The organism is Variovorax ureilyticus, assembly GCF_050632185.1.
Taxonomy (GTDB): domain Bacteria; phylum Pseudomonadota; class Gammaproteobacteria; order Burkholderiales; family Burkholderiaceae_C; genus Variovorax; species Variovorax ureilyticus_A.
The window spans coordinates 1,290,865-1,302,807 of the sequence record NZ_CP192579.1 but is presented as its reverse complement, the minus strand read 5'-3'; the positions used below and the strand labels follow the sequence as shown (position 1 = coordinate 1,302,807).

The 11,943-nt window shown below is 67.3% G+C and carries 9 protein-coding genes; 1 reads left to right on the top strand and 8 read right to left on the bottom strand.

All coding sequences use genetic code 11. From position 1 onward, the window contains the following. Positions 1–2: 2 nt before the first annotated feature. Entirely contained in the window at positions 3–1,697 is a 1,695-nt protein-coding gene (cydC, locus tag ACQ858_RS06420) for a thiol reductant ABC exporter subunit CydC (RefSeq protein ID WP_431275916.1), read from the bottom strand. Continuing rightward, positions 1,694–3,304: a thiol reductant ABC exporter subunit CydD gene (cydD, locus tag ACQ858_RS06415; protein WP_431275915.1), complete on the bottom strand. Its 1,611-nt coding sequence runs from the start codon at positions 3,302–3,304 to the stop codon at positions 1,694–1,696. The genes cydC and cydD overlap by 4 nt, the downstream gene beginning before the upstream one ends. A 229-nt stretch (positions 3,305–3,533) precedes the next feature. Here cydD and ACQ858_RS06410 point away from each other — a divergent pair, with 229 nt between their 5' ends. Further along, positions 3,534–4,637, top strand: a complete 1,104-nt coding sequence (locus tag ACQ858_RS06410; RefSeq protein WP_431275914.1) for a glycosyltransferase family 4 protein — start codon at positions 3,534–3,536, stop codon at positions 4,635–4,637. Here the strand turns inward: ACQ858_RS06410 and ACQ858_RS06405 are convergent. The 6 genes from ACQ858_RS06405 to ACQ858_RS06380 all read right to left on the bottom strand — a co-directional run bounded on the left by ACQ858_RS06405 (position 4,634) and on the right by ACQ858_RS06380 (position 11,939). Further along, entirely contained in the window at positions 4,634–5,791 is a 1,158-nt protein-coding gene (locus ACQ858_RS06405) for an acyltransferase family protein (RefSeq protein ID WP_431275913.1), read from the bottom strand. The two genes, ACQ858_RS06410 and ACQ858_RS06405, sit on opposite strands and share 4 nt — an antisense overlap. Positions 5,792–5,801: 10 nt before the next feature. Further along, positions 5,802–6,761: an NAD(P)H-dependent flavin oxidoreductase gene (locus ACQ858_RS06400; protein WP_431275912.1), complete on the bottom strand. Its 960-nt coding sequence runs from the start codon at positions 6,759–6,761 to the stop codon at positions 5,802–5,804. A gap of 159 nt (positions 6,762–6,920) precedes the next feature. Then, positions 6,921–8,711 carry an acyl-CoA dehydrogenase gene (locus tag ACQ858_RS06395; RefSeq protein WP_431275911.1) on the bottom strand — a complete coding sequence of 597 codons (1,791 nt, stop codon included), beginning with the start codon at positions 8,709–8,711 and terminating at the stop codon, positions 6,921–6,923. Positions 8,712–8,810: 99 nt separating this feature from the next. Continuing rightward, on the bottom strand, positions 8,811–9,743 hold the full coding sequence (locus tag ACQ858_RS06390; RefSeq protein ID WP_431275910.1) for an electron transfer flavoprotein subunit alpha/FixB family protein: 933 nt from the start codon (positions 9,741–9,743) through the stop codon (positions 8,811–8,813). 11 nt (positions 9,744–9,754) lie between these two features. Further along, positions 9,755–10,504 carry an electron transfer flavoprotein subunit beta/FixA family protein gene (locus ACQ858_RS06385; protein ID WP_431275134.1) on the bottom strand — a complete coding sequence of 250 codons (750 nt, stop codon included), beginning with the start codon at positions 10,502–10,504 and terminating at the stop codon, positions 9,755–9,757. Positions 10,505–10,658: 154 nt separating this feature from the next. Continuing rightward, entirely contained in the window at positions 10,659–11,939 is a 1,281-nt protein-coding gene (locus ACQ858_RS06380; RefSeq protein WP_431275909.1) for a mechanosensitive ion channel family protein, read from the bottom strand. Between the last annotated feature and the right edge of the window lie 4 nt (positions 11,940–11,943).

Sequence of the window (11,943 nt, the reverse complement as noted above, 5' to 3'; positions counted from 1 at the left end):
GCTCAATCGGGCCGCAGCGCGCACAGCGCCGCCTCGAATGCCGGCGTGCCACGCTGGAGGTCGGCCGCGATGCGCCCTTCCTCGATGCGGATCAATCGATCCGCGAGCGCGGCCTCGCGCCGCAGGTGGGTCGCGATCAGCAGGACCCGGCCCTTGGCCTGTGTTTCGAGGCGCCGCAATACGTCTTGCGCTGTCGCAGTGTCCAATGCTTCCGTGGGTTCGTCCAGCAGCCAGACGGGAACGTCACGCAGCAACAGCCGGGCCAGCGCGAGGCGGCGCGACTGGCCGCCCGAGAGTCCGAGGCCGCCTTCGCCGAGCCGGGTGTCGAGACCGCCGGGCAGCGCGCGCACATCTTGCGCAAGGCCCGCGGCCCATAGCGCGGCAAGCAGGCGCGCGTCGTTCGCGGCGGGATCGGCGAGGCGCAGGTTGTCGCGCAGGCTGTCCTGAAAGAGTTCGGTGCGCTGGGTCAGCAGGCAATGCGCTGGTGCGTGCACCTCGCCGGATCGGGGCGCGAGGTCGCCCGTGATGACAGCGAGCAGCGTCGACTTGCCTGCACCGGAGGGGCCGATCAGCGCGACACGCTCGCCGGGAGCGATGGTCAGCGAGATCCCATCGAGCGCGAGCACCCGGCTGCCCGGATGCGCCGCGCGCACGTCGTGCAACCTGAGCGCCGATTCGTCATCGCGGACCGGCGCCCCTGCCGGCGTGTTCGCATCGGGCATCGCCATGCGCGGCGCGAGCCGCCGCCCGGCCAGCCAGGCGCGGCCGGCTTCGATCGCACCGCGACGCAAGGCGGCAAAAGGCTCCATCGCCGTGAGCGCGATCAGCAATGCCAACGCCGCGCCGGGCGCACCGATGGCGCCCCCGCCCGCCAGCCAGCCCACGGCCAGGAGCACCGCCACCAGCGTCAGCGTTCCCGCGATGCCGTAGGCGGCACCGGCACCGGCTTCGAGGCGATTGAGCCGCATGTCGGCCTGCGCGAGATGGCGATCCGCCGCTGCCAGCAATTCGCGCTGGGCAGCGATTCTCCCCGCCATGACCAGTTCGGTCTGTCCTGCCACGAGGTCCACCGCGCGCGCGCGCAAGGCCTCCATCGCCTGCGCCCGCCGGACCGAAGCCGGACGCGCACGCGCCGCGGTCACGACCGCGATCCCCCAGCCCGCGACAAGCAGCCAGAGGGCGAGCACGATGCCCATCCAGAGGCTCATCGCACCCAGCACCACGCCCGCCAGCATCGCCGCCGCGAGCGCCGCACCCGCCGGCACCAGCATGCGCAGATAGAAGGCCTCGAGCGCATCGATGTCCGCGGTCAGGCGAAACAGCAGCCGCGAGGGCCGCGCGAGCAGCTGACGCGCGGCGCCGGGCCGGGCCCAGCCGCAAAACAGCCGCTCGCGCAGGCTTGCGAGCACGCCGAAGGTGGCGTCGTGCGTGACCAGCCTTTCGCCGTAGCGCGATGCGGTCCGCCCGAGCGCGAGAAGGCGGATGCCCGCCGAAGGCATGAAGACGTCGAAGCGGATCGCGCTCGCCGCGTTCAGCCCCGCCAGCGCGGTGGCGGTGATGAACCAGCCCGAGAGACCGAGCAGCGCCATGCCCATCAGCACGGTCAATGCAGCCAGCGCGGCGCCCAGTGCGAGCCGCTTCGGCTGCGCGGTGAGAAACGGCACCAACGCCGGACGAAGGTCACGCCAGAGCTTCACGCGGCCTCCTGGCGTGGCGCGGCGTCGAGCCGGATCGTGCGGTGCATGCGCGCCGCCAGGATGGGGTCATGCGTCGCGGCGATCAGGGTCTTGCCGCGCGCCAGTTCGATCAGCGCGTCGGCGACACGCTCGGCGGTCTGGGTGTCGAGGTGCGCGGTCGGCTCATCCACCAACAGCAGATCGGCCTCTGCATGCACCGCGACGCGCGCGAGCGCCAGTCGCACCGCCTCGCCGCCGGAAAGGCCGCTGCCGCCCTCCCCGAGCGACATGCCCGGATGCGCCTGCGCCACCTCGTCGAGCACGGCGAACTGCATCGCGGCTTCGACATCCTTCGAATCCACGCCAGTGCGCCCGAGCGCGACATTGGCGTGCACCGAACCCGCGAACACATGCGGCTTCTGGCCCATCCACGCGATGCGCGCGCGCAGCGCCGCTGCGGTGCGATCGGTCAACGGCGTGCCGCCGATCGCGATCTCGCCGCGCTGCGGCTGGACCAGTCCGGCGATGAGGCTCAGCAATGCCGTCTTGCCGGCGCCGCTCGGGCCCATCAGCGCGACATGCTCGCCTGCCGCCACGCGCAGGTCGTAGCCGTCGAAGAGCACATCGCCGCCCGGCTGCGCGTAGCGCAGGTCGCGAATGCGCAGCGTGGGCGTGCCGGACACGGCCCCCGGCGGCGAAGAAGGAGAAGCCGTCGCACCACCAGGCAGGGGCACGCCTTCCGCCGAAAGCGCATCGAGCGAACTCAGGGCGGCCTCGCCCGCCGCCCGGTCATGCCACGTGGCGGAGAGATCGCGCAGCGGCTCGAAGAACGCGGGCGCGAGCAGCAGAACGAACATCCCTTCGCCGAGCGTCAGCCGCCGGCCCCAGGTGCCGAATTCGAAGGTGCCGAGCAGATGGAAGCCCACATAGGCCGCCACCATCGCGACACCGAGCGCCGAGAACAGCTCGAGCACCGCGGACGAAAGAAAGGCGATGCGCAGCACCGCCATCGTGCGCACGCGCAGGCCCTGCGCGGCCTCGCCGAGGCGGTTCGCGGTGGCATCCACCGCGTCGAGTGCCCGCAGGGTCGCGAGGCCGCGAAGGCGGTCCAGGAGGAAGGCGTTCATGCCGCCCATCTCGACCATCTGCGCCTCGCTCGCGGCCTTCGCGCGCCAGCCGACGATGGCCATGAAGATGGGGATCAGCGGCGCGGCGATCAGCAGGATCAGCGCAGCCAGCCACGACAGGCTCGCCACCAGGGCGGCGATCACGACGGGCACGACCATGGCGCGCGAGCGCGCGGGCCCGTAGCGCACGAGATAGGGCACCACCGCCTCGGCCTGCTCCGCGATCACGCTGGCGGCAAGGCCCGAGGCCGGGCGGGCGCGGTCGATCGGCGACCTCGCGGCGAGCGCGGCGGCCACGTCTGCACGCAATGCGCAAAGCCCGGAGCGCGCGGCCGCATACACCCGGCGCGAACCCCAGGCCTCGCACGCGGCTCGCAGCAATCCCAGCAGCAGGATGCCAACCGCGGGGACGAGGACCGAATCGAAGCCCTCTCCGTGGCCCAGGCGCTGCACCGCCCACGCCAGCAATGCCGCTTGCGGCAGCCAGCACAACGCGGCCATGCCTTGAATCAGATTCCCGACCCGATCGGTGCCGAGGGAACGCAGGCTGGCGGTTGGCGGTACAGGTAGGCTCACAAGGTTTTCTTGAATTTCAGTATTTACTGAAAACTCAGCAATCATAAGAGAAGTCTCTCTACCCTTCTTATCTTGAAGCCAAAGTCGTGCGGCACGATGACAAATCCCCATGACGCAGCAGCTAAGCTAGGCGCCATCGACGGAGAAAACCGAAATGAAAGTCCTTTCCATCACGCCCACGTACTTCCCTGAAGTGGGCGGCATCGAGTCCGTGGTACGAGAACTGGCGACCCGCATCTCCGCACACGGCATGCAGGTGGACGTGGCCTATGTGTCGCCCAAGCACACGGCCTTCTCCGTGAACCGCATCGACGGCATCGACGTCTATTGCATCCCCGTGTCGGGAAACCGGCTCGTGGGCTACGCGCGCGGTTTCGGCGAACTCGCGTCGGGCTATGACCTGCTGCACGTGCACGACCCGCAACTCATGATGCTGACCGGCAACGTGCTGCTGCAGTGCCGCCGGATTCCCGCGATCCTGAGCACGAACGGTGGATTCCGGCATACGCGCAAGCACAGCGGCTTCAAGTGGATGCACGAGCATTTCCTGATGCGACCGCTGCTCAAGCACTACCGGCGCGTGCTCGCGGTCAGCGAATCGGATGCGACGTACTTCGGACACTATTCAAAGCGGGTCCACAAAACCGAGCTCGGCATCGCCTACGCGAAGTTCGTGCCCGGCCGCACCACCGGTACGCCGGACCCGACGCGATGGATCTACTGGGGCCGCTGGTCGCGCAACAAGCGCATCGACGCGGTGATCGACACCGTCGCCCTCGCGCGGGACAACGGCATCGCCATCGACCTGCTCATCGCGGGCCCGGACTTCGACCATCTCGGCGAGGGTTTCAAGGCGAAGATCGAGGCGCTGGGGCTGGGCGATTCGGTGCGACTGCATCCGTACATCGAGGACGACCGCCTGATGGCCGAACTGCGGCAGCGCACCGTCTTCATCACCGGCACCGAGTACGAGGGCTTCGGCGTCGGCATCATCGAAGCGATGGCTGCCGGCAAGATCGTGGTCTGCCGCGACATCGAACCCATCAACGGCTTCGCGCAGCCCGGGGTCAGCGGCTTTTTCCTGAACTTCGACGGCGGCGCGAAGGATCTCGAGGTGGTGCGCCGAATCGCAGGCCTCGACGCCGAACAATGCCGCGCCATGTCCGAGGCCGCGCAATCGGCCGCCAAGCGCTATGACTGGGATTCGGTCGCCCGGCGGTTCACCGAGCACTACGCCAGCGCCCTGGGCCGCGGCTAGGCAGAGATCAGCGAAACCGCCGCGCCGCAGGCCAGCAGGCCCGCGAACAGTCCCAGCACGCCGCGCCAGGTCGCCGGCCGTGATTCGACGAAGCGATACAGCACAAACGCAGCCCCGATCGACAGCACAACCGTCGCCAGCAGACCGCCCATGCCGATCCACGGCGTGACGCGCATGAAGTGGCTCACCACCGCGCTCACCAGCAGCAATACCGGAAAGTGGATGAGGAAGAGCGAATACGAGATGCGCCCCAGCCGCACCAGCGGCTCGCCGAACGCGGGCCATGCCGAGGGTTCGAGTCCGTCGAAATGCTGGATGACCGCCACCGCCAGCGCGGTGATCCAGGCCGTCGCGATCCGGCTGCGCCAGTCGAGCGCCAGCGCCGCGGCGCCGAGCAGCGCGAGCACCAGCACCGCGAAGCCCCAGGTGCTGCGCCGCGTCACGCGGCCGATCCAGAAGACGAACATGCCCAGGCCGTACGAGCCGAAGAAATAGAGCGCGGTCGAATCGAGCTCGGCATGCCGGTTGAACACGGCCAGCGACGACACCACGAGCAGCAGCACGAAGCCGACCATCAACCGGCGCGACGTTTCGGGCTGCATGGCCCAGCGCCGCTGGATCACCTCCGACACACCGATCGCCGCGAGCGCCAGCACGAAGAGCTGGAAGTCGATCGCCACGTACCAGACGCCGGTGGACAGCGCCTCGAAACCCAGCAGGTCCTGCAGCAACAGGCCATGGGCGATCAGTTGCGTCATCACCGGCGGTCCGGGCACCGCCTCGTCGTCCAGCCAGGGCCGCACGAGGGCCGCCACGATCACGCTGAAGGTCAGCGCCGCGAGGTACGGCATCACGAGCCGGCCATAGCGCTGGAAGATCCTGGCGAGCGGCCGGTCGATGCGCAGCTTGCCGTCGGGCGCGAGGCTGCCCGCCGCAAGAAAGCCGGCCAGCACCAGGAACACCTGCACCGCGAGCCGCCCGTATTGCGACAGCCAGTCGAAGACGCCGGGCGCCAGCGATGCCGCGCCCTCAGGCAGCGGACCGTAGCGAGACAGGTGGTGGCCGACGATCAGCAGGCAGGCGAGCCCCTTCACCGCATCCAGCAACGGCATGCGGCTCGCGGCCCCCTTCGCCGCTGGCGCGGCGCGATTCATGACTTGAGACTCAGAGTGCAAGACGGCTGCGCGCTTCCATGTACTCGCGCTTGAGCTTCTCGATGAATGCCGCGGCGGTGGCGACCTCCGTCACCGCGCCGATGCCCTGTCCCGAGCCCCAGATGTCCTTCCAGGCCTTCTTGGCGCTGTCGCCACCGCCGAAGTTCATGGTCTTGAGGTCGCCCTGCGGCAGGTTCGACGGGTCCATGCCCGCGGCCACGATGCTCGGCGCGAGATAGTTGCCGTGCACGCCGGTGAAGAGGTTCGAGTAGACGATGTCGTCCGAGGTGCCTTCGACGATGGCCTGCTTGTATTCGGCGCTCGCGCGGGCCTCCTCGGTCGCGATGAACGCGGTGCCGATGTAGGCGAAGTCCGCGCCCATGGCCTGCGCCGCAAGCACGGCCGCACCGGTGGCGATGGAGCCCGAGAGCGCGAGCGGCCCATCGAACCACTGGCGGATTTCCTGCACCAGCGCGAACGGGCTCTTGATGCCCGCATGGCCGCCGGCACCGGCCGCCACCGCGATCAGGCCGTCGGCGCCCTTCTCGATCGCCTTCTGCGCGAAGGCGTTGTTGATGACGTCGTGCATCGTCACGCCGCCGTAGCTGTGCACCGCATCGTTGACGTCGGTGCGCGCGCCCAGCGAGGTGATGACGATCGGCACCTTGTACTTCACGACCAGCTCCATGTCGTGCTCGAGCCGGTCATTGCTCTTGTGCACGATCTGGTTGATCGCGAAGGGCGCAGCCGGCTTGCCAGGATTCGCCTTGTTGTAGGCCGAGAGTTCCTCGGTGATCTCCGCGAGCCAGTCTTCGAGCTGCGCGGCGGGCCGCGCATTGAGCGCGGGCATCGACCCGACCACGCCGGCCTTGCACTGGGCAATCACGAGCTTGGGGTTGCTGATGATGAACAACGGTGAGCCGATGATCGGCAATGGCAGGTTGGCGAGCACGGGCGGCAGCTTGGACATGGTGTCTCCGGAAGATTGAAAGGAATTGGCAAGAAACGGTCAACGAAGCGGGGCCCTTGCGGGGAACACCGCGGAGCCGGCTCTGCCGGGCCGCTGGTGTTGCCCCCGGTCGGGGGTGGGCGGCCACGCGAAGCGGGCAAGCCTGGGGGCGAGCGACATCTAGAAGGCTTCGAGCGCCAGCGCGGTCACGCTGTCCGCGCCATCGACGATGCTGTCGCGCAGGCCGGGGGCCCTGTTCAGGATGTGCTCCGCATAGAAGCGCGCCGTCGCGATCTTGGCCTTCATGAAAGGCACGTCGGTGCCCGCCTTCGCGAGGTCCTCGGCCACGAGCAGCGAGCGCCCAAGCTGCCAGCCCGCCGCCAGATTGCCCGCGAGCATCAGGTAAGGCACGCTGCCCGCGAACACCGCGTTGGGCGACGCCTTGGTCTGCCCGGCGACGAAGCCGACCACGTCGAGGAAGGCCTCGCGTGCGGCCTTCAGGCGCTTCGCCACGGCCTTCGCATCGGCGCTGTCGCGCTTGGCGAGTTCGGCCTCGGTCTTCTCGATCTGTGCGGCGATCGCCTTCGCGACCTGTCCGCCGTCGCGCGCGGTCTTGCGGCCCACGAGGTCGTTCGCCTGGATCGCGGTCGTGCCTTCGTAGATCGTCAGGATCTTGGCGTCGCGCAGGTACTGCGCCGCACCGGTTTCCTCGATGAAGCCCATGCCGCCGTGCACCTGCACGCCGAGCGACGCCACCTCCAGGCTCATCTCGGTACTGTAGCCCTTGACCAGCGGCACGAGGAATTCATAGAAGGCCTGGTTCTGCTTGCGCGCCTCGGCATCGGCATGATGATGCGCCGCGTCGTAGGCCGCAGCCGCCGTCATCGCCATGGCGCGGCAACCCTCGGTATAGGCGCGCATCGTCATCAGCATGCGCTTCACGTCTGGGTGATGGATGATCGGCGCGCTCGCGTTGATCGAACCGTCGACCGGACGGCTCTGCACACGCTCCTTCGCATAGGCCACCGCATGCTGATACGCGCGTTCGGCGATCGCGATGCCCTGCATGCCCACTGCATAGCGGGCCGAGTTCATCATGATGAACATGTACTCGAGGCCGCGGTTTTCCTCGCCCACGAGGTAACCGATCGCGCCGCCATGGTCGCCGTACTGCAGCACCGCCGTCGGCGAGGCCTTGATGCCCAGCTTGTGCTCGATGCTCACGCAGTGCACGTCGTTGCGCGCACCGAGCGATCCGTCCTTGTTCACGAGGAACTTGGGCACCACGAACAGGCTGATGCCCTTCACGCCTTCGGGTGCGCCGCTCACGCGGGCCAGCACGAGGTGGACGATGTTCTCGGCCATGTCGTGCTCACCGTAGGTGATGAAGATCTTCGTGCCGAAGACCTTGTAGGTGCCGTCGGGCTGCGGCTCGGCGCGGCTGCGCACCAGCGCGAGGTCGCTGCCGGCCTGCGGCTCGGTCAGGTTCATCGTGCCGGTCCACTGGCCGGTCACGAGCTTTTCGAGATAGGTCGCCTTGAGCTCGTCCGAACCCGCGGTCAACAGCGCCTCGGTGGCACCGTCGGTCAAGAGCGGGCACAGCGCGAAGCTCATGTTGGCCGAGTTCAGCATCTCGACGCAGGCCGCCCCGATCGTCTTGGGCAGGCCCTGGCCGGCGAAGTCCGTGGGATGCTGCAGGCCTTGCCAGCCGCCCGCCACGTACTGCGCAAAGGCTTCCTTGAAGCCGGGCGTGGTCGTGACCTTGCCGTCCTTGAACGACGAAGGGTTGCGATCGCCTTCCACATTGAGCGGAGCGATCACGTCCTGGTTGAAGCGCGCGCACTCTTCGAGCACGGCTTGCGCGGTCTCCAGGCCGGCGTCCTCGAGGCCCGGCATCTGCGAAACCTGCGCGATGTTCGCGAGGTGCTCGATGTCGAACAGCATGTCCTTGATGGGAGCGGTGTAGCTCATGGTTATCTCCTGCGGCCTTCGGGCCTGATGCGAACCGACGTGAAAAAGGGCATCGCGAACGATGCCCCTTCTGGGTTCAAACAGCGATCTGCGGATGGATCAGAGCGCCTTGACGAGTTCCGGCACAGCCGTGAAGAGATCGGCCACGAGGCCGTAGTCGGCCACCGAGAAGATCGGCGCCTCTTCGTCCTTGTTGATCGCCACGATCACCTTGGAGTCCTTCATGCCCGCCAGGTGCTGGATCGCGCCGGAAATGCCCGCGGCGATGTACAGCTGCGGGGCGACGATCTTGCCCGTCTGGCCCACCTGCCAGTCGTTCGGGGCGTAGCCTGCGTCCACGGCCGCGCGGCTGGCGCCGAGCGCGGCGCCGAGCTTGTCCGCCAGCGGCGTCATCACTTCATTGAACTTCTCCGAGCTGCCCAGCGCCCGGCCGCCCGAGACGATGATCTTGGCGGCCGTCAGTTCGGGGCGGTCGCTCTTGGTCACTTCGCGGCCCACGAACGCGCTCTTGCCGCTGTCTTGGACGCCTTCCGCGTTCTCGACGGCGGCGCTGCCGCCCGTGGCGGCGGCTGCGTCAAAGCCGGTCGTGCGCACCGTGATCACCTTGATCGCATCGCTGCTCTGCACGGTGGCAATGGCGTTGCCGGCATAGATCGGGCGCTCGAAGGTGTCGGCGCTGTCCACCTTGGTGATATCGCTGATCTGGGCCACATCCAGCTTGGCGGCCACGCGCGGCGCGACGTTCTTGCCGTTGGCAGTCGCCGGGAACAGGATGTGGCTGTAGTTCTTGGCAATGGCGAGGACCTGGGCGGCAACGTTCTCGGCGAGGTTCTCCGCCGGGCTCGGGCTGTCGGCCACGATCACCTTGGCAACGCCTGCGACCTGCGAAGCGGCCTTGCCGGCTTCGGCAGCATTGGCACCGGCCACCAGCACGTGGACATCACCACCACAGGCAATCCCTGCAGTCACGGTGTTCAGGGTCGCCGGCTTGAGGGTGGCGTGGTCGTGTTCGGCAATAACAAGTACGGTCATGACAGTCTTCCTCAGATCACCTTGGCTTCGTTCTTCAGCTTGTCCACCAGCGTGGCCACGTCGGGCACCTTGATGCCGGCGCCGCGCTTCGGGGGCTCCGCGACCTTCAGGGTCTTCAGGCGCGGCTTGACGTCCACGCCGAGGTCCTCGGGCTTGACCGTGTCGAGCTGCTTCTTCTTGGCCTTCATGATGTTGGGCAAGGTCACGTAGCGCGGCTCGTTCAGGCGCAGGTCGCTGGTGATGACCGCCGGGAGCGTGAGGGACAGGGTTTCCAGGCCGCCATCGACCTCACGGGTGACGCTGACCTTGTCGCCGGCGACTTCGACCTTGCTGGCAAAGGTGGCCTGGGGCAGGTCGGCCAGGGCAGCGAGCATCTGGCCGGTCTGGTTGTTGTCGTCGTCGATGGCCTGCTTGCCGAGGATGACGAGCTGGGGCTGTTCCTTGTCGACCAGCGCCTTGAGCAGCTTGGCGATGGCCAGCGGCTGGAGTTCTTCGGCGGTCTCCACGAGGATGCCGCGATCCGCGCCGATCGCCATCGCCGTGCGCAGCGTCTCCTGGCACTTCGCATCGCCGCAGGAGACGGCGATGATTTCGGTCGCCACGCCCTTTTCCTTCAGCCGAACCGCCTCTTCGACGGCAATCTCGTCGAACGGGTTCATGCTCATCTTGACGTTGGCAATGTCCACACCGGTGCCGTCGGACTTGACGCGCACCTTCACGTTGTAGTCGACGACCCGCTTGACGGGGACCAGGATCTTCATTGGCTTGACTCCATTGAATTGCGAAACCGGGGGATGTACAGGGCAACCGACGATTTTAGGCACCGGGCGCTGCGCGAAGTGTTCATTTCAATCAGGGGGTGCGCTGCGAAAGCAGGCGCGGAGGAAAAATCGAACGATCGTGCTTTTTTCGTAATTATAGATGGGCATCTGGCAAAGGCGAAGCATCAGAAGGTAACGATGCGACGCGAACCACCCGCTGCGGGTTGGCGATGGTGATACCCGCCGAACGCAGCCCCTCGAGAATGGCGATGTTGATCGCCGAGCGAAGGTTGTCCCGCCCCTTGTCGGGGTCGGATACCCAGAAATTGAGGTTGAACTCCAATCCGTCGGGCACGAAGTTCAGCAGGAAGGCCACCGGTGCAGGGTCGGCAATGACCCGCGCCTGCGCCTTGGCCGCGTTCAGGAGAATGGACTGCACCTGCCCCACGTCGCTGTCGTAGCCGACGACGATGTTCGTCTGGATATTGAACTTGAGATCCGCCTGCGAGAGGTTCTCCACGCGGCTCGTGATCAGCGATTCGTTCGGCACGATCGACTCGCGCCCGTTGCCCGCCCTCACCAGCGTGTAGCGCGTCTTGATGTCGGTGATGCGCCCCTCGAAGCCGTCGACCCGCACGTTGTCGCCGATCCGAATCGAACGCTCCAGAAGGATGACGAAGCCGCTCACGTAGTTGGCCGCGAGCTTTTGCAGGCCGAAGCCGAGGCCGACGCCCAGCGCCCCGCCGAGCACCGACAGCGCCGTCAGATCGACCCCGACCGCGGACAGCGCGAACAAGAGGCCGATCAGCAGCAGGAAGGCGCGGATCGCATTCGACGCCACCTTGCGCATCGAAAGGTCGTTCACCGCCTCGCGCAGGATGCGCTTCTCGATCGTCGACGAGATCCACAGCGCGACCACCAGCACCAGGCCCGCCGACAGCGTTCCATCGAGGATCGTGCGCAGGCTCACGCGCGTGCGGCCAAAGGCGAGCGTGATCTCGTCGAGTTCCGCGAGCACTGGCTGCAGCAATCCCACGATCCAGAGGATCGCGCCGATCCATGCGATCCACGAGATGGTGCGCTCCACCAGCCGCGCCATCGCAGACGCCGGAAACACGGCCCGCAGCACCCGCGCGAAGAACCGGATCACCGCCAGCGAGATGAACACCGACACCGCGATGCGCAGCAACAGCACCGGCTGGAAGGTCAGCACGCCGCGCCGGGCGAGATCGGTGAAGAGCAATGCAAGCAGCGGAAACAGCAGCCCGTCGAAGATGCGCGCGCCGAACCAGATGGAATCCTTCGGCTGGTCGCGTCCGAACCAGCGGCAGACGCCCCACGCCAGGGCGACGCAGACGACGAGGATGGCGAATTCGATCCAGAGGCTGCGCGCCTCGATCTCACTGAGCTTCTGGGTAAAGGCGCTGAAATCCATCGAT

Coding starts and splice junctions, on each gene's coding strand:
- ACQ858_RS06400 (WP_431275912.1), bottom strand. CDS start 6,761: ATGTCCAAGCTGCCGCCCGTGCTCGCCAACCTGCCATTGCCGATCATC.
- ACQ858_RS06395 (WP_431275911.1), bottom strand. CDS start 8,711: ATGAGCTACACCGCTCCCATCAAGGACATGCTGTTCGACATCGAGCAC.
- cydD (WP_431275915.1), bottom strand. CDS start 3,304: ATGGCCGCGTTGTGCTGGCTGCCGCAAGCGGCATTGCTGGCGTGGGCG.
- ACQ858_RS06405 (WP_431275913.1), bottom strand. CDS start 5,791: ATGAATCGCGCCGCGCCAGCGGCGAAGGGGGCCGCGAGCCGCATGCCG.
- ACQ858_RS06390 (WP_431275910.1), bottom strand. CDS start 9,743: ATGACCGTACTTGTTATTGCCGAACACGACCACGCCACCCTCAAGCCG.
- ACQ858_RS06385 (WP_431275134.1), bottom strand. CDS start 10,504: ATGAAGATCCTGGTCCCCGTCAAGCGGGTCGTCGACTACAACGTGAAG.
- ACQ858_RS06410 (WP_431275914.1), top strand. CDS start 3,534: ATGAAAGTCCTTTCCATCACGCCCACGTACTTCCCTGAAGTGGGCGGC.
- ACQ858_RS06380 (WP_431275909.1), bottom strand. CDS start 11,939: ATGGATTTCAGCGCCTTTACCCAGAAGCTCAGTGAGATCGAGGCGCGC.